Annotated in this window: 20 protein-coding genes; 14 read left to right on the top strand and 6 right to left on the bottom strand. The window is 62.6% G+C overall.

Features of this window, described 5'->3' with window-relative positions; genetic code table 11:
- Nucleotides 1-62 precede the first annotated feature (62 nt).
- A complete protein-coding gene (locus tag FOC67_RS05260) occupies nt 63-248 on the top strand; it encodes a hypothetical protein (protein WP_003112577.1) in 186 nt (61 codons plus the stop codon).
- Between the two features lie 10 nt (nt 249-258).
- On the opposite strand, the gene FOC67_RS05265 is transcribed toward FOC67_RS05260, so the two are convergent.
- On the bottom strand, nt 259-642 hold the full coding sequence (locus FOC67_RS05265; RefSeq protein ID WP_003102388.1) for a hypothetical protein: 384 nt from the start codon (nt 640-642) through the stop codon (nt 259-261).
- Between the two features lie 344 nt (nt 643-986).
- On the opposite strand from FOC67_RS05265, the gene FOC67_RS05270 reads away from it, so the two are divergent.
- Both FOC67_RS05270 and FOC67_RS05275 read left to right on the top strand, forming a co-directional pair.
- Nucleotides 987-1,451 (top strand): TlpA disulfide reductase family protein, encoded by a 465-nt coding sequence (locus tag FOC67_RS05270; RefSeq protein ID WP_009315341.1) that lies wholly within the window; start codon nt 987-989, stop codon nt 1,449-1,451.
- On the top strand, nt 1,451-1,726 hold the full coding sequence (locus FOC67_RS05275; RefSeq protein ID WP_003102385.1) for an acylphosphatase: 276 nt from the start codon (nt 1,451-1,453) through the stop codon (nt 1,724-1,726). The genes FOC67_RS05270 and FOC67_RS05275 overlap by 1 nt, the downstream gene beginning before the upstream one ends.
- Nucleotides 1,727-1,742: 16 nt before the next feature.
- Here FOC67_RS05275 and FOC67_RS05280 read toward each other — a convergent pair whose 3' ends face one another.
- Both FOC67_RS05280 and FOC67_RS05285 read right to left on the bottom strand, forming a co-directional pair.
- Nucleotides 1,743-2,699 (bottom strand): hypothetical protein, encoded by a 957-nt coding sequence (locus tag FOC67_RS05280; RefSeq protein WP_009315342.1) that lies wholly within the window; start codon nt 2,697-2,699, stop codon nt 1,743-1,745.
- Nucleotides 2,700-2,707: 8 nt separating this feature from the next.
- Nucleotides 2,708-4,423: a proline--tRNA ligase gene (locus FOC67_RS05285; protein WP_009315343.1), complete on the bottom strand. Its 1,716-nt coding sequence runs from the start codon at nt 4,421-4,423 to the stop codon at nt 2,708-2,710.
- A 107-nt stretch (nt 4,424-4,530) separates the two neighbouring features.
- Here FOC67_RS05285 and FOC67_RS05290 point away from each other — a divergent pair, with 107 nt between their 5' ends.
- Nucleotides 4,531-4,938, top strand: a complete 408-nt coding sequence (locus FOC67_RS05290) for a PaaI family thioesterase (RefSeq protein ID WP_003086091.1) — start codon at nt 4,531-4,533, stop codon at nt 4,936-4,938.
- 63 nt (nt 4,939-5,001) lie between these two features.
- Here FOC67_RS05290 and FOC67_RS05295 read toward each other — a convergent pair whose 3' ends face one another.
- Nucleotides 5,002-6,327: an OprD family porin gene (locus FOC67_RS05295; RefSeq protein ID WP_003109949.1), complete on the bottom strand. Its 1,326-nt coding sequence runs from the start codon at nt 6,325-6,327 to the stop codon at nt 5,002-5,004.
- A gap of 718 nt (nt 6,328-7,045) precedes the next feature.
- Between FOC67_RS05295 and FOC67_RS05300 the strand changes: the two genes are divergently transcribed.
- Nucleotides 7,046-7,474, top strand: coding sequence for an HIT domain-containing protein (locus tag FOC67_RS05300; RefSeq protein WP_003086095.1), 429 nt, complete (start codon nt 7,046-7,048; stop codon nt 7,472-7,474).
- Entirely contained in the window at nt 7,475-7,684 is a 210-nt protein-coding gene (locus tag FOC67_RS05305; RefSeq protein WP_003086099.1) for a SlyX family protein, read from the top strand. It begins immediately after the preceding gene.
- A 47-nt stretch (nt 7,685-7,731) separates the two neighbouring features.
- On the opposite strand, the gene FOC67_RS05310 is transcribed toward FOC67_RS05305, so the two are convergent.
- Both FOC67_RS05310 and FOC67_RS05315 read right to left on the bottom strand, forming a co-directional pair.
- Nucleotides 7,732-8,346, bottom strand: coding sequence for a cold-shock protein (locus FOC67_RS05310; protein WP_003106665.1), 615 nt, complete (start codon nt 8,344-8,346; stop codon nt 7,732-7,734).
- 214 nt (nt 8,347-8,560) lie between these two features.
- Nucleotides 8,561-9,031 carry a Dps family protein gene (locus tag FOC67_RS05315; protein WP_003086103.1) on the bottom strand — a complete coding sequence of 157 codons (471 nt, stop codon included), beginning with the start codon at nt 9,029-9,031 and terminating at the stop codon, nt 8,561-8,563.
- A 439-nt stretch (nt 9,032-9,470) separates the two neighbouring features.
- Here FOC67_RS05315 and aspS point away from each other — a divergent pair, with 439 nt between their 5' ends.
- From aspS to tolR, 8 genes are all read left to right on the top strand, one after another.
- A complete protein-coding gene (gene aspS / locus FOC67_RS05320; RefSeq protein ID WP_003123218.1) occupies nt 9,471-11,246 on the top strand; it encodes an aspartate--tRNA ligase in 1,776 nt (591 codons plus the stop codon).
- A gap of 66 nt (nt 11,247-11,312) precedes the next feature.
- Nucleotides 11,313-12,059: a YebC/PmpR family DNA-binding transcriptional regulator gene (locus tag FOC67_RS05325; RefSeq protein WP_003086107.1), complete on the top strand. Its 747-nt coding sequence runs from the start codon at nt 11,313-11,315 to the stop codon at nt 12,057-12,059.
- Nucleotides 12,060-12,143: 84 nt separating this feature from the next.
- Nucleotides 12,144-12,668: a crossover junction endodeoxyribonuclease RuvC gene (gene ruvC / locus FOC67_RS05330; protein WP_003112575.1), complete on the top strand. Its 525-nt coding sequence runs from the start codon at nt 12,144-12,146 to the stop codon at nt 12,666-12,668.
- 16 nt (nt 12,669-12,684) lie between these two features.
- The gene (gene ruvA / locus FOC67_RS05335) at nt 12,685-13,290 is read left to right on the top strand and encodes a Holliday junction branch migration protein RuvA (protein ID WP_009315344.1); all 606 of its coding nucleotides are present in this window, start codon (nt 12,685-12,687) and stop codon (nt 13,288-13,290) included.
- A 10-nt stretch (nt 13,291-13,300) separates the two neighbouring features.
- Nucleotides 13,301-14,359, top strand: a complete 1,059-nt coding sequence (gene ruvB, locus FOC67_RS05340; RefSeq protein ID WP_003086123.1) for a Holliday junction branch migration DNA helicase RuvB — start codon at nt 13,301-13,303, stop codon at nt 14,357-14,359.
- Between the two features lie 52 nt (nt 14,360-14,411).
- A complete protein-coding gene (ybgC, locus tag FOC67_RS05345; protein WP_003086124.1) occupies nt 14,412-14,858 on the top strand; it encodes a tol-pal system-associated acyl-CoA thioesterase in 447 nt (148 codons plus the stop codon).
- A gap of 1 nt (nt 14,859) precedes the next feature.
- Nucleotides 14,860-15,555, top strand: a complete 696-nt coding sequence (gene tolQ / locus FOC67_RS05350; protein WP_003086125.1) for a protein TolQ — start codon at nt 14,860-14,862, stop codon at nt 15,553-15,555.
- Between the two features lie 22 nt (nt 15,556-15,577).
- A complete protein-coding gene (gene tolR, locus FOC67_RS05355; protein ID WP_003086126.1) occupies nt 15,578-16,018 on the top strand; it encodes a protein TolR in 441 nt (146 codons plus the stop codon).
- The last annotated feature ends 2 nt before the right edge of the window (nt 16,019-16,020 follow it).

Genomic DNA, 16,020 nt, shown 5'->3' on the forward strand with positions numbered 1-16,020 from the left:
AAACCCTCATGTGACAGTCGTTTCACTCCGTAGTTCCGCCGAGGTTCCCGTTCATGCTCCCAATGTCGAACAAGGTCGTCCATTTGCATCACAAGGATGAGCAGGCAGCGCTTGAGCGTTTGAACCGGATTACCGGGCTGCAGTTCAGCAGTTGGCCGGAGTCGCTGGTGCCGGCGCGTAGCGTCAGCGAACCGTCGCCTGAGAAAGCGCGGGACGAACCCCTGCTCGATCAGGTGCGCCAGGGCTGAGCGATCCGGCTCAAGCTTCGGACAGCTGCTGGGTCCTGTTTTCCTGCTCCACCGCTTGTACGAAGAACTCCTCCACGACCAGTCGGGAAAAGGCCGTCGCCGACTTCAGGCGTACCTGCATGTTCTCCACTTTCTGCCGTACGGGTAGGCGGGCAATGCCGGAAAGCAGGATGCGTTGCTGGCGGTCGATTCGTCCGTGATCCACCGCCACTTCGCGCTGGCGCCCGCCATCCAGATAGCTGACCACCAGTGACACCAGCAGGTCGCAGGCATCCGGAAGATGTAGCCAGGCGGCAATGTTGTAGTCCGCGACCAGGCCCTCGTGGGCTGTCAGGGTCGGGCGTGCGGCATCCACCAGGTGTGCGGGGACGCTTCCGATCAGATGGTCTTTCATAAGCAGCAGTGTGTCCGTTTAAAAGGGCTTCGGACTCGTCGCTCTCGACTTCTCCCCAAGTCGATCCTGCCGATGCCTGGGCATACGGCCGGTTGAGTCGTCGCGTCGTGTGTGGCACGCGGATTATAGGGGTGGTCCTTTGCGTCAAACTGTGCGGTTCGACGGCGATCGTCGTGACTCTTCTCGCACTTTGTGCCTTGTAGGAAGTATCGGGGCTTCTTCTTCCCATATTCGTCTCCACTCGGTTTTGCAGAGGTGGATGGCTTCCAGTAAGGTCTCGCCATAGTGCCGCGCCGGGTTGCCCTGGTCCGGCCGATGTTTTCCTGACTCGAGAGGTTCCTGACATGGGGAGTTGGCTACGCCCGCTGGGCGCTGCTGCGGTGTTGTTTCTCGCGGGCTGTTCGGCGGATTACGGAGTCGACCAGGACGGGCGTCCTGTCGCTGCGGAGCAGTTGGACGGGCATTGGCTGGTGGTCAATTACTGGGCTGACTGGTGCGCGCCCTGCCGGACCGAGATTCCGGAGATGAATCGCCTTGCGCAGGTGCTGGAAGGGCAGGGCGGGCGCGTCATTGGCGTGAATTTCGATGGCTTGCGCGATGCCGAGTTGAAGAAGTCGGCCGATGGCATGGGGATTCGCTTCACCGTGCTGGCCGATGATCCGGCGCATCGCTTCAAGCTCCCTCGCAGCGAAGCGTTGCCTGTCACCTATATCGTCGATGCTCGGGGGGAAATGCGTCAGCGTCTGCTGGGTGAGCAGACGGCCGATGGCATATTGAAACAGCTCGAGGCTTTGCGGGAGGGACGCTGATGGCGAGGATCTGCTTGCATGCCTATGTCGGCGGCCGGGTACAGGGCGTCGGTTTCCGCCAGGCGACCCGGGAAGAGGCTGATCGCCTCGAACTCGACGGTTGGGTGCGCAACCTGGATGACGGGCGTGTCGAAGTCGTCTGGGAGGGCGAGGAGGACCGGGCGAAAGCCCTGGAGCGATGGCTGGGGCGGGGCCCGCGGCACGCGGAGGTCTCTGCGGTCGAGGTCGAGCAAATGCCGCTGCAGGGGATCGCTGGCTTCGTCGTCCGTCGCTGACGAGGCGAGTTCGCCGTCAGGGCGTCTCGCCAGGGTCCGCGGCCAGGCGTCCGGCATCCCGGAGCAGGGCATGCATGAACTGCTGCTGCAGTTCGGGGTCGTTGCGCGTGAGCTCGATCAGGCTCTGTTCCAGTTCGCTGGCTTCTTCTTCCAGGCCCAGCTCCGCGAGGCGTTTCACCCGATGGACCCAGTGGTGGACGTCATCGCCTTCCAGGTCGTCATAGATCAGGGCGTGAGCTTCCAGGAGCTTGCCGCGCAGGCTGCGGCTGACGCGGAGGCTGGCATCGGCGCGGGTACCATCCTGCGGGTCGCTCACCGAAAGATGTATCTGCGAGATGCGGCTGATGTCCTGTTCGGCGAAGGGGCTGTCAAGCAGGTTGAGGCGCAGCACGCCATGACGGTCGGTAAGCAGTTCGTTGAGTTCCTTGCCGGAACTGACCATGACCGGACGCTCCGCCCAGGGCAGGCTGGAGTACTCCAGGCGCTTGTCGCGCTGTTTCTCGTCGATGCTCGCGAGATTCTGTTCGGCGCGACCGTTGGATTCCACGTTCATGAACGGATTCACCCCGGCCAGCCCATAGTTGATCCAGCCGTGGGTGATGTTGTCCGGTACGCTGCCGAAGGTCACCACGTTGACGATGTTCGCTCCGACGCCGGCCACCAGCGCCACCGCGCCCAACGGGATCTCGTAGATCTCCCGCCAGGCCTGGTACGGCGTATAGCGGTCGTAACGGCGCGTCACCTCGAACTCGGTGACCTCGAAGGACTTCTGGTCGTTGATCCGGACCCGGCGCTGCGGTAGTTCGAGCACATCGGGCTGGCCGACATCGACTTGCAGGGTATGTTCGAGCAGCTTCCGCTCGACGCGCTCCTCATGCTCGCTACGCTGCGGCAACTGGTTGGCGCAGCCGCTCAGCAGAAGGCCGCCGCACAGGGCGGCGGCGAATAGGCGCAGGGGGCTTCCGGTGGGCATCGTTACGCTCAGCGGCTGAGTTTTTCGGTGATGAACGACATCAGTTCGCCGATCGGCAGGTTCTGCGACTCGCTGTCACGGCGGCCCTTGTATTCCAGGACGCCTTCGTTGAGGCCGCGGTCGCTGATCACGATGCGGTGGGGAATGCCGATCAGCTCCATGTCGGCGAACTTCACCCCGGGGCTGGTCTTCTTGTCGCGATCGTCCAGCAGCACTTCGAAACCGGCTGCGGTCAGCTCGGCATAGAGCTTGTCGGTCGCCTGCTTGACGCTCTCGGTTTCGTACTTCAGCGGTACCAGGGCGATCTGGAACGGCGCCAGTGCGCTTGGCCAGAGAATGCCACGCTCGTCATGGTTCTGTTCGATGGCGGCGGCGACCACGCGGGATACGCCGATGCCGTAGCAGCCCATGATCAGGTTGACCGGCTTGCCCTGTTCGCTCAGGACGTTCAGCTTCATCGCTTCGCTGTACTTGGTGCCAAGCTGGAAGATATGACCGACCTCGATGCCGCGCTTGATCACCAGGGTGCCCTTGCCGTCCGGGCTGGGGTCGCCTTCGACGACATTGCGCAGGTCGGCGACCTCGGGCAGCGGCAGGTCGCGCTCCCAGTTCACGCCGAAGTAGTGCTTGTCCTCGATGTTGGCGCCAGCGGCGAAATCGCTCATCAGGGCGACGGAGCGGTCGACGATGCAGGCGATCGGCAGGTTGACCGGGCCCAGCGAGCCGGGGCCGGCGCCGATGGCGGCACGGATCTCGGCCTCCGAAGCGAATACCAGCGGGCTGGCGACCAGCGGCTGGTTGGCGGCCTTGATTTCGTTGAGCTCGTGATCGCCGCGGACGATCAGGGCGACCAGGGTGCCTTCTTCGGCGCCATGCACCACCAGGGTCTTGATGGTTTTCTCGATCGGTAGCTGGAAGCCGTCCACCAGGGCCGCGATGGTCTTGGTGTTGGGCGTGTCGACCAGGCGCATGTCCTCGGTGGCGCTGCCGCGGGCGCTCTCGCGCGGCACGGCTTCGGCCTTCTCGATGTTCGCGGCGTAGTCGGAGCTGTCGCTGAAGACGATATCGTCCTCGCCGGAGTTGGCCAGCACGTGGAACTCATGGGAGTCGCTGCCGCCGATGGAGCCGTTGTCGGCTTGCACGGGACGGAAATCCAGGCCGAGGCGGGAGAAGATCTTGCTGTACGCCTGGTACATCCCGTCGTAGGTCTGCTGCAGCGAGTGCTGGCTCAGGTGGAAGGAATAGGCATCCTTCATGATGAATTCGCGTCCGCGCATCAGGCCGAAGCGCGGGCGGATCTCATCGCGGAATTTGGTCTGGATCTGATAGAAGTTGATCGGCAGTTGCTTGTAGCTGTTCAGCTCGTTGCGCGCGAGGTCGGTGATCACTTCTTCGTGGGTCGGGCCTACGCAGAATTCGCGCTCGTGGCGGTCCTTCAGGCGCAGCAGCTCAGGGCCGTATTGCTCCCAGCGCCCCGACTCCTGCCACAGCTCGGCCGGCTGCACCGCCGGCATCAGCACTTCCAGGGCGCCGGCAGCGTTCATTTCCTCGCGGACGATGGTCTCGACCTTGCGCAGTACCCGCAGGCCCATTGGCAGCCAGGTGTAGAGACCCGAGGCCAGGCGACGGATCATGCCGGCGCGAAGCAGCAGTTGATGGCTGATTACCACCGCGTCGGCGGGGGTTTCTTTGAGCGTGGAAAGCAGATACTGACTGGTACGCATCTTTGGCCGTTATGTCGGTTGTATCGGGAGGAATGGCTGGGCATTGTACGGTGCCGGTCTGGCTGCGTACAGGGCGCCGGCCATCGATGATGAGGAGTCAGCAGGCAATGAACGCGGCGCAGGTACAGGCGTTGATCCGCATGGGGCTGCCCATGGCCGAGGACATCGATTTTCGTGTCGAGCGTCTCGACGAACGACATGCGCTGGCGCGCATACCTTTTCACGGCAAGCTGGTGCGTCCCGGTGGAACGTTGTCCGGCCCGACCATCATGGCGCTGGCCGACGCGGCGATGTACGCGGTCATTCTCGGGCGTCTCGGGGCGGTCGAGATGGCCGTGACCTCGAACCTGAACATCAACTTCCTCAGCAAGCCCAGGCCCGAGGACCTGTTGGCCGAGGCGAGCATCCTCAAGCTGGGGCGGCGCCAGGTCGTCTGCGAGGTCGGAGTGTTTTCGCAGAGTAATGAGGAAGACCTGGTGGCCCATGTGACCGGTACCTACGCCCTTCCTTTATAGGCGCGTTGCCGCCGAGAAGAAAAAACCCGGCGATGCCGGGTTTTTTCGTTGCCTGTCGGTCGATTACAGGATCGACAGCGGATAGTCGACGATCAGGCGGAACTCGTTCTGGTCGCCTTCACCCTCGTCGGCATTGGCGCGGTGCCAGGCCTGGCGGATACGGAACGACAGGTCCTTGGCCGGGCCGGCCTGGACGACGTACTTGGCTTCCAGGTTGGTCTCGTGGTGCTTGCCGTCCTCGCCGTACAGGCCCGCGTAGGAGGAACTGGAGTCGACCTTGGTGCCGTCGATGTCCTTACCGTTGATGTAACGAACCATGAAGGTCAGGCCGGGAACGCCGTAGGAGGCCATGTTCAGGTCGTAGCGGGCCTGCCAGGATTTCTCGCCGGGGCCGTTGAAGTCGGAGTACTGCACGGAGTTGGCGAGGAAAATCGAGTCACCGCCGCCGCCGGAACCGTTCTCGCCGAAGCCGATGTAGTCGAACGGCTCGTCGCCATGCACCTGCTGGTAGGCCAGGGTGAAGGTGTGCGCGTCCAGGGTGTACGCGCCGGCCAGGGACCAGGCGGTGTTGCTGATGTCGCCGGCCTTGGCTTTGCCTTCATCGGTGGTGCGGTAGATGTTGAAGTCGAAGCCCAGCGACTGGTCGGATGCCAGCGGGATTGTGTAGTTGGTGTTCAGGTAATACTGGCGATAGATGTCTTTCAATTCGGCGCCATACAGGGAGGCGCTGAGATTGTCGGTGATCGCGTAGCGGCCGCCGGCGAAGTCCGCGCTCTTGGCGGTCTGGCCTGCATAGGTTGCGTAGAGTTCGCCGCGCGACTTGGTGGTGGTGCCCTGCTTGCCTTCGGTGAAGTGGCCCGCTTCGAGATCGAGCCCTTCGAATTCACTGCTCTGCAGTTGGAAGCCGGTCGCGGTCTGCGGGAACAGGCGGCTGCCGCCGGCGGCGAAGACCGGCGCGGTAGGTTGCATTTCGCCCCACTTCAGCATGGTCTTGGAAATGCGCACCTTCAGGGCGCCGCCAGCGCGGCTGTAGTCGTCGCGCGGCTTGCCGTCGTTCATCACCGGCAGGTTGCCGGTGCCGGTCTTGTCCGAGGTACCGTCGAGCTTCAGGCCCAGGTAGCCGAAGGCATCGACGCCGAAGCCCACGGTGCCTTGAGTGAAGCCGGATTCGTAGGTGGTGAGGAAGCCCTGGGTCCAATCGACGCGATCGCCCCGACCTTCCTTGCCGTCACGGTTGAAATAGTAGTTGCGGAGCAGCAGGTCGAGGCTGCTGTCTTCGATGAACCCCTTCGCTTCGGCCTGATCGCTGACGAATGCGTCGGCCACGGCGAACTGAGTGCTACCTGCGGAAACCGCCAGTGCAATGGCGCTCCACTTCATCACTTTCATTGTGATTGCTCCTTTGGTTTTGAAATTATCTCTGCCATCACAGTGCCGCAGTGACGGCTAGTTCTTCTTGTCGGCGCTAACTTATAGCACGCAGTGTTTCTTGGCGATAGTTGAGGTTTCGAAGCGACGGATTCTTTACGGCGTTGTCGCAAAATTGCATGACGTATGTCGCATCTGCGTAGGTGAGCAGTTGAAAAAATGACGTATGTCGCGGGCTTGGTCACTCTTGTTGAGGTCGCTTCTCAAGTCGCTTTTCCCGATTGGCGGGGTCTTGTAATAAAAATGTCATGTTCCGTGCGGCCCCTCTTACTGTGATGAAAGAGGTATAAGCAAACTCCGTGCACAAATTGGAAAACGGCTTCGCCTATGTATTCCAGTTGGTCTCTGCGAGAGCGAAACTATTCTGTTTGAAAGCAAACGAATCATGCCTTGAAACCTGTTTGTAATCCGTCTGCTTCAAGGGTTGGTTGCCATCGAGTTGTCTGTGGCGAATGCGTTTGTATCCACGGCATGTCTCCTGTTCGGCGTCGCGCTGTATTCATTCGACCGGCATCTTATGGGGCGTTCGGCTGGAGTGGCGCGCCAAGCTGGGGCGGGCGGATGTGCGGGCTTGCTTTGGCCGGGCGGCGAAGTATCCTGCGCGGCAGTTACGGCGGGTCCCTTCTCGGAAGGAGGGGCTAAGCTGTCCATGAATGACGGTCGAACAGGAGAGGTCAGTATGTTCGCTTTGGATCCCCGGCTGGAGCAGGACACCCTGTTGCTCGGCGACTTTCCCCTCAGCCGCCTGCTGCTGATGAACGATGCCCGCTATCCGTGGTTCATCCTGGTGCCGAGGCGGGAGGATGTCACCGAGCTGTTTCAGCTCGATGTCGATGACCAGCAGGCGCTGTGGCGCGAGGCCACGCTGCTGGCAGAGGTGCTCAAGGACACCTTCCGTGCGGACAAGATGAATGTCGCTAACCTGGGCAATGTGGTCAGCCAGCTCCACATGCACGTGATCGTCCGGCGACGTGGCGACGACGCCTGGCCCGGCCCTGTCTGGGGGCGCCATCCGGCTCAGCCTTATTCTTCCGAGCAGGTCGAGGCGATCCGCGGCAAGTTGCGGATGGTGCTGACCGACGGCTTCCGTTTTGCCGGGGAGGCCTAGATGGAGCTGGACGCGCGCATGGATGACCTGGAATGCCGCCAGGCTTTCCAGGATGACACTTTGCAGGCTCTCAACGATGTGGTGGTCGAGCAGCAGCGCAGCATTGAGCGACTGCAGCTTCAGGTCGCGGCATTGATCAAGCGTCTGGAAGACGTCCAGGGGCTGGTGGGCGAGGCGGGGGAAGACGAAGCGCCTCCTCCCCATTATTGAATGCACAAAAAACCCGCCGTTCGGCGGGTTTTTTGTTTTCGCGGCGGTCAGCGGCGGGAGGCGATTACGTCTTCCGCCTGCAGGCCCTTGTCCCGTTGTACCACCGAGAACTCCACGCGCTGGCCTTCGATGAGGATGCGGTGGCCTTCGCCGCGAATCGCTCGGAAGTGGACGAAGATGTCCTCGCCCGAATCGCGGGAAATGAAGCCGAAACCTTTTGAGGTGTTGAACCACTTCACGGTACCGGTCTCCCGGTTGCCGCTGTCCTGGCTGCCGCCGAGGGCTGCCGGGGCGCTGGCGCTGCGCGAGACCGGTTTGCCGGGTTTCAGACTGCCCGCCAGTTGCAGGGCCGTGGCCAGCACCAGGCTTAGCAGGGGCAGGACGATCGCCGGCTGGTCGGCGATGGTCGGCAGCGGCGCCAGCAGGATCAGTGCCTGCAGGACGACGCCAAGGACCAGCAGGGCGGCTGCGCCGGCCTGCAGCGGGCGGGTTGGATGTGACGATTGCAGTACGGGAGCGAAGAGCAGGTTGATCAGGCCCAGAATGGCCAGGTAGATGGCATCGGGATGTTGCAGGAAGGGTGTGGCTTCGGTTCTTAGGCTGGGAATGAAGGACAGCAATAGGGCGGCGACGCCCGTGACCAGAAGGACGATTTTCAACATGTCAATGAGTTCACCTTGATGGGGTAACGATCAAGTAGCCGGACAGCGCTTCGGTGCATGAAACGAAAGGTGCGGAAGGACGGCCGGCCTATGCGCGTGACGCACGGCGGCTATTTAACAGGAAAGCAGGAGGCTACTCAAATCAAGCGGTTGGCGCTGGAGGGGGAGGGCGGGGCCCTGAGGCGGGCCCCGCTTTCTATCGAGCGATCGACGATCAGCTGGCGAGAAGGCTGCGCAACATCCAGGCGGTCTTTTCATGCACCTGCATGCGTTGGGTGAGCAGGTCGGCGGTGGGTTCGTCGCTGACCTTGTCCAGCAGCGGGAAGATGCTGCGGGCGGTGCGCACCACGGCTTCCTGGCCCTGGACCAGTTGCCGGATCATCTCCTCGGCTTCCGGCACGCCTTCCTCTTCCTTGATGGACGACAGGCGGGCGTAGGCGGCGTAGGTGCCGGGCGCCGGGAAGCCCAGGGCCCGGATGCGCTCGGCGATGTCGTCCACGGCAACGGCCAGTTCGGTGTACTGACCTTCGAACATCAGGTGCAGCGTATTGAACATCGGGCCGGTGACGTTCCAGTGGAAGTTGTGGGTTTTCAGGTAGAGGGTGTAGGTGTCGGCCAGTAGCCGCGACAGGCCCTCGGCAATGGCTGCGCGATCCTGTTCGCCGATTCCGATATTGATTTCCATGGCGTTCTCCTTTCAGTCGGCCTTGTGAATGGGGCACTCCGAAACAGTTGGAGTGAGGCTAACACAGGGTTTTTCCCAGCGCTCTTGGTCTATGTCAAAGGCGGCGATAGGGAGAATCTATTCCGACTGCCCGGTCAAGCGAATGGTTCGCAGGGTGCGGCGAAATGCTTCCGTTCAACGGCCTGGCTTCCCGCGTGACAGGCCGGCGGGGCTGGCTGCAAGCCATGGATTTTTCAGGCTATAATGCCCGCCTTCAATGCGAAGTGGGCCCGGATGCGGGTGCTTCGCCGTTGCCGTTCACCGGGCAGCGCGGGAGATGTCCTTCCGGGGGCGTACCGATGGTTCCGGTGCTCGGTCAGGGCCGGCGAGAGCCCGGCAATGGTCGCCAGGCAGCCGGCGGCTCCACAGAATCCAAGACTTACGAGAAGCGAACCACACCATGATGCGCAGCCACTATTGCGGCCAACTGAACGAGAGCCTGGACGGCCAGGAAGTCACCCTTTGCGGTTGGGTTCACCGCCGCCGCGACCATGGTGGAGTGATCTTCCTCGATGTGCGCGATCGCGAGGGGCTGGCCCAGGTGGTGTTCGATCCGGACCGTGCGGAAACCTTCGCCAAGGCCGACCGGGTGCGCAGCGAGTTCGTGGTGAAGATCACCGGCAAGGTGCGCCTGCGCCCTGAAGGCGCGCGCAACCCGAACATGGCGTCTGGCTCCATCGAGGTACTGGGCTACGAACTGGAAGTGCTGAACCAGGCCGAGACTCCGCCGTTCCCGTTGGATGAATATTCCGATGTGGGCGAGGAAACCCGCCTGCGCTACCGCTTCATCGACCTGCGTCGTCCGGAGATGGCTGCCAAGCTGAAGCTGCGCGCGCGCATCACCAGCAGCATTCGCCGCTACCTGGACGACAACGGCTTCCTCGACGTCGAGACCCCGATCCTCGGCCGGCCGACGCCGGAAGGCGCGCGCGACTACCTGGTGCCGAGCCGTACCTACCCGGGCCACTTCTTCGCCCTGCCGCAGTCGCCGCAGCTGTTCAAGCAACTGCTGATGGTCGCCGGCTTCGATCGCTACTACCAGATCGCCAAGTGCTTCCGTGACGAGGACCTGCGTGCCGACCGCCAGCCGGAATTCACCCAGATCGACATCGAGACCAGCTTCCTCGACGAGAGCGACATCATCGGCATCACCGAGAAGATGGTGCGCCAGCTGTTCAAGGAAGTGCTGGACGTCGAGTTCGACGAGTTCCCGCACATGCCGTTCGAAGAGGCCATGCGCCGCTACGGTTCGGACAAGCCCGACCTGCGCATCCCGCTGGAGTTGGTGGACGTCGCCGACCAGTTGAAGGAAGTGGAGTTCAAGGTCTTCTCCGGTCCGGCCAACGATCCGAAGGGGCGTGTCGCCGCCCTGCGCGTACCGGGCGCCGCCTCCATGCCGCGCAGCCAGATCGACGACTACACCAAGTTCGTCGGCATCTATGGTGCCAAGGGCCTGGCCTACATCAAGGTCAACGAGCGCGCCAAGGGCGTGGAAGGTCTGCAGTCGCCGATCGTGAAGTTCATCCCCGAGGCCAACCTGAACGTGATCCTCGATCGCGTTGGCGCGGTCGACGGGGACATCGTGTTCTTCGGCGCCGACAAGGCCAAGATCGTTTGCGATGCCCTGGGCGCGCTGCGTATCAAGGTCGGCCATGACCTCAAGCTGCTCACCCGGGAGTGGGCGCCCATGTGGGTCGTGGACTTCCCGATGTTCGAGGAGAACGACGACGGCTCGCTGTCCGCGCTGCACCACCCGTTCACCTCGCCCAAGTGCACCCCGGCCGAGCTTGAGGCCAATCCGGGCGCGGCGCTTTCCCGCGCCTACGACATGGTGCTCAACGGCACCGAGTTGGGTGGCGGTTCCATCCGCATCCACGACAAGTCCATGCAGCAGGCGGTGTTCCGCGTGCTGGGCATCGACGAGGCGGAGCAGGAAGAGAAGTTCGGCTTCCTGCTCGACGCGCTCAAGTACGGTGCGCCGCCGCATGGCGGCCTGGCCTTCGGCCTGGATCGCCTGGTCATGCTGATGACCGGTGCATCGTCGATCCGCGAAGTGATCGCCTTCCCGAAGACCCAGAGCGCTGGCGACGTCATGACCCAGGCACCGGGTTCCGTGGACGGCAAGGCCCTGCGCGAGCTGCACATTCGCCTGCGCGAGCAGCCGAAGGCCGAGTGATTCGAATCAACCCGCGGTGGCGCCGCTTGCGGCGCCTCCTGCCGAGAGAGCAATACGGAGTGAGTTATGGCTGGTCATTCTAAATGGGCCAACATCAAGCACCGCAAAGAGCGGCAAGATGCCAAGAAAGGCAAGATATTCACCAAGCTGATCCGTGAGCTGACCGTCGCTGCAAGGCAGGGCGGCGGCGTACCGGCGGACAACCCGCGTCTGCGCCTGGCCGTGGACAAGGCGCTGACCGCCAACATGACCCGCGATACCATCGATCGTGCCATTGCACGCGGCGTCGGCTCCAACGATGCCGACAACATGGTCGAGCTTTCCTATGAAGGCTATGCGCCGAGCGGCGTAGCGATCATCGTCGAGGCGATGACCGACAACCGCAACCGTACCGCTGCCGAAGTGCGTCATGCCTTCAGCAAGTGTGGCGGCAACCTGGGCACCGATGGTTCGGTCGCCTACATGTTCGAACGCAAGGGACAGATCAGCTTCGCTCCCGGCGTGGACGAGGAGGCGCTGATGGACGCGGCCCTGGAGGCCGGCGCCGATGACGTGGTAGTCAACGACGATGGCTCCATCGACGTGTTCACCACCTTCGCCGACTTCATTTCGGTGAACGAGGCGCTGGCCGCCGCCGGATTCAAGGGCGACGAAGCCGAAGTCACCATGATCCCTTCGACCACCGCGACCCTGGACCTGGAAACCGCGCAGAAGGTGCTCAAGCTGATCGACATGCTCGAGGATCTGGACGACGTGCAGAACGTCTATTCCAATGCCGATATCCCGGACGACGTGATGGCGCAGCTCGGCTGAGCCGATCGGAGCGATAACGCGAAGCCGGAAGTGGGGTACGCTTGATGCGTTCGAACCCCGCTTCCGGCTTTTAGTATCCAGCTTATGACTTTGATTCTAGGGATTGACCCGGGCTCGCGCATCACCGGCTTCGGCGTGGTGCGGGAAACGGCGCGCGGTTGCGAATACGTGGCGTCTGGATGTATACGGACCGGTAATGGCCCCTTGCACGAGCGTCTGCACGTGGTGTTTCGCAGCGTCCGCGAGGTGATCCGCACCCATGGCCCGACGGCCCTGAGCATCGAGCAGGTGTTCATGGCGCGCAACGCCGATTCGGCCCTGAAGCTGGGGCAGGCGCGGGGGGCGGCCATCGTCGCGGCAATGGAGGAGGGGTTGAGCGTGGCGGAGTACACCGCCTCGCAGGTCAAGCAGGCAGTCGTGGGGACCGGCGGTGCAGACAAGCAGCAGGTGCAGATGATGGTCATGCATCTGTTGAAGCTGACCCAGAAACCGCAGATCGATGCCTCCGACGCCCTGGCCATCGCCCTGTGTCATGCCCATACCCAACAGAGTCTGGTCCCCCATGGCCTGGTGGGCGCACGCCGACGTGGCGGGCGCCTGCGTCTTTGAATAAGGAAAGCTCTTCGTGATCGGACGCTTGCGTGGCACCCTGGCGGAGAAACAGCCGCCGCACCTGATCCTCGATGTGAATGGCGTCGGCTATGAAGTGGAAGTGCCGATGACGACCCTCTATCGGTTGCCTTCGGTAGGCGAGCCGGTGACCTTGCATACCCATCTGGTTGTGCGTGAGGATGCGCACTTGCTCTATGGCTTCGCCGAAAAGCGCGAGCGAGAGCTGTTCCGTGAGCTGATCCGACTCAACGGCGTGGGTCCGAAACTGGCTCTGGCGCTGATGTCGGGCCTGGAAGTGGACGAACTGGTGCGTTGCGTCCAGGCACAGGACACTTCCACCCTGGTGAAGATCCCCGGTGTTGGCAAGAAGACCGCCGAGCGCCTGCTGGTGGAGTTGAAGGACCGCTTCAAGGCTTGGGAAAACATGCCCACGATTGCACCGTTGGTGATGGAACCCCGTGGCAGCGCTACAGTCTCAAGCGCCGAGGCCGATGCAGTCAGCGCGCTGATCGCCCTCGGCTTCAAGCCACAGGAAGCCAGTCGTGCCGTCGCAGCCGTACCGGGAGAGGATTTGTCCAGCGAAGAAATGATCCGCCAGGCCCTGAAGGGCATGGTCTAGGTGGCGCCCGATGATCGAGCCTGATCGCCTCATATCCGCCGTTTCCGGTCGCGAACGCGATGAGCAGCTGGACCGCGCCATTCGCCCGCTGAAGCTGGCCGACTACATCGGCCAGCCCAGCGTGCGCGAGCAGATGGAGCTGTTCATCCATGCCGCGCGCGGCCGCCAGGAGGCGCTCGACCATACGCTGATCTTCGGTCCGCCGGGGCTGGGCAAGACGACCCTGGCGAATATCATCGCCCAGGAAATGGGCGTTTCCATCAAGAGTACTTCCGGGCCGGTGCTCGAGCGTCCCGGCGATCTCGCCGCGTTGCTGACCAACCTGGAGGCCGGCGACGTCCTGTTCGTCGACGAGATCCACCGTCTTTCGCCCATCGTCGAAGAAGTGCTGTATCCGGCCATGGAAGATTTCCAGTTGGACATCATGATCGGCGAAGGGCCCGCGGCCCGCTCCATCAAGCTGGACCTGCCGCCGTTCACCCTGGTCGGCGCGACCACTCGTGCCGGCATGCTGACCAATCCACTGCGCGATCGCTTCGGTATCGTCCAGCGCCTGGAGTTCTACAACGTCGAGGACCTGGCGACCATCGTCAGTCGGTCGGCCGGCATTCTCGGCCTGGAGATCGAGCCGCAGGGCGCGGCGGAAATCGCCAAGCGCGCCCGCGGTACGCCGCGAATCGCCAATCGCCTGCTGCGCCGGGTACGCGACTTCGCCGAGGTCCGGGGGCAGGGCGACATTACCCGGGTGATCGCCGACAAGGCATTGAACCTGCTCGATGTCGACGAGCGTGGCTTCGACCACCTCGACCGTCGTCTGTTGCTGACCATGATCGACAAGTTCGATGGCGGGCCTGTAGGAATCGACAACTTGGCTGCGGCGTTGAGCGAGGAGCGGCACACGATCGAAGATGTACTGGAGCCCTATCTGATCCAGCAGGGCTACATCATGCGGACACCGCGGGGACGCGTGGTAACACGCCATGCGTACCTGCACTTTGGCCTGAATATTCCGAAAAGGTTGGGGCCGGGGGTGACGACGGATCTGTTCACGTCTGAAGATGGTAATTAATTGCATTTGTGGGCGATTGCCGATTGGCAAAGCCGGGACTTGGTTCTAGAGTATGCGCGCGCAACACGGGGGAAAGCCGTTCCAGCAGCGTTTCCGGGTCTATTACGAGGACACGGATGCCGGCGGCATCGTCTATTACGTCAACTATCTCAAGTTCATGGAACGGGCTCGGACCGAGCGGCTGCGAGCTTTGGGGTTCGCCCAATCGCAACTGGTCGGCGACAATCTGCTGTTCGTCGTGCACTCCGCCGAGGCGCGTTACCACGCCCCGGCCAAGCTCGACGATGAACTGCTTGTCAGCGCCGAGGTCGAGGAGTTGAACCGGGCGAGCCTGAAGTTTCGTCAACAGGTTCGTCGAGCGTCGGACTCCGTCCTGCTCTGCGAGGGACGGTTCCTGGTGGCGTGCGTGCGAGCGGACACCCTGAAGCCACGTGCTATCCCCGAAACGTTGCGTGCGGCTTTTGCCGGAAGCCCGGATTCTTTTTCAGCAGGAGATTAAAGTGGAACCGAACGTCGTCGACCATACCTCCATGTGGAGCCTGATCAGCAACGCCAGTATCGTGGTGCAGCTGGTCATGCTGACCCTCGTGGCCGCCTCGGTCACATCCTGGATCATGATTTTCCAGCGCGGCAACGCCATGCGCGCCGCCAAGAAGGCACTGGATGCCTTCGAAGAACGCTTCTGGTCGGGCATCGACCTGTCCAAGCTGTACCGCCAGGCCGGTAGCAATCCGGACCCGGACTCCGGCGTCGAGCAGATCTTCCGTGCCGGCTTCAAGGAGTTTTCCCGTCTGCGCCAGCAGCCCGGCGTCGATCCCGATGCGGTGATGGAGGGCGTGGCGCGCGCCATGCGTGTGGCCATCTCCCGTGAGGAGGAGAAACTCGAGGCCAGCCTGCCGTTCCTGGCAACCGTCGGCTCCACCAGCCCGTACGTCGGCCTGTTCGGTACCGTCTGGGGTATCATGAATTCCTTCCGTGGCCTGGCCACCGTGCAGCAGGCTACCCTGGCCACCGTCGCCCCGGGTATCGCCGAAGCGCTGATCGCCACCGCCATCGGCCTGTTCGCCGCGATCCCCGCGGTCATCGCCTACAACCGCTTCTCCGCACGTTCTGAGATGCTGATCGGTCGTTACTACACCTTTGCCGACGAGTTCCAGGCCATCCTGCACCGCAAGGTGCACACCAGCGACGACTAAGACGACTGAGAGGTAAGCCGATATGGCAAGGGTTCGTCACAAGCGCAAGCCGGTCGCGGAAATGAACGTGGTGCCTTACATCGACGTGATGCTGGTACTGCTGGTGATTTTCATGGTGACCGCACCGATGCTCAACCAGGGGGTCAAGGTCGACCTGCCGAAGGTGTCCAGCGAGGCGTTGCCTCAGGACAACAACAAGCAGGTCCTGACCCTTTCGGTGAAGGCTGACGGTTCCTATTACTGGAACGTCGGCAGCGAAGTGGATACTGAAAAACAGACCGATAGTGCCGTGTCGTTGGAACAGATGACCGATGCAGTCACCAAGATCATGAGTGCCCGTCCGGACACCCAGGTATTCATCCGCGGCGACAAGGCGGTGAACTATGGTGCGGTGGTTGGCGCCATGGGTGCCTTGCAGCAGGCCGGTGTGCCCAACGTCGGGTTGATTACCGAGGCCCCCTGATC

The organism is Pseudomonas sp. FDAARGOS_761 (assembly GCF_013343155.1).
GTDB lineage: Bacteria > Pseudomonadota > Gammaproteobacteria > Pseudomonadales > Pseudomonadaceae > Pseudomonas > Pseudomonas aeruginosa.